1 protein-coding gene is annotated in these 657 nt (G+C 50.1%); it reads left to right on the top strand.

All coding sequences use genetic code 11. From position 1 onward, the window contains the following. Positions 1–657 (top strand): beta-ketoacyl synthase N-terminal-like domain-containing protein (locus A3763_RS01315; protein ID WP_197482670.1); only part of this gene is annotated, 657 nt, incomplete at both ends.

Below are 657 nucleotides of genomic sequence, written 5' to 3'. Positions count from 1 at the left end.
GTCGCAAATGAAAAAGATTACACCGCAACACGAATTGCGCACAAACTTAACTTAAACGGCCCTGCAGTCAACATTCAGACTGCCTGCTCGACATCTCTGGTAGCGGTGTGCCAGGCTGTTGAAGCTCTCCGCTCTGGCGAATGCGAGGTCGCCATTGCTGGAGCCGCTTCTCTCTCCTTCCCGCAAGAACAACCTCATATCCCCGAAGAAGGAAGTATCAAGTCTCATGACGGTCATACGCGCCCCTTCGATCGCGAGGCAAACGGCACTGTGTTTAGTGATGGTGGCGGTTTGGTCGTTCTAAAACGACTCGATTACGCTATCGAAGACGAAGATAGAGTAACAGCCGTTATCAAAGGTGTAGCAGTCAACAATGATGGCGCTCAAAAAGGCAGCTTTTCAGCCCCAAGCGAAGAGGGTCAGAAAAACGTTATTCTGGCAGCACAACAAGATGCTGGACTCACTGCAGATAAGATAGGGTACATAGAAGCTCACGGAACCGCTACCCCCATTGGTGACCCTATCGAAGTATCGGCCCTGAAAGCAGTCTTTGAACAAAACTCTAAAATACCTGAAGCTCAGTGCCTACTAGGATCCGTCAAAAGCAACCTGGGGCATTTAACTGCAGCAGCCGGTGTCACGGGCTTAATAAAGTCT

This window comes from Oleiphilus sp. HI0128 (genome assembly GCF_001635365.1).
This window is presented reverse-complemented; position numbering and strand designations above follow the sequence as displayed.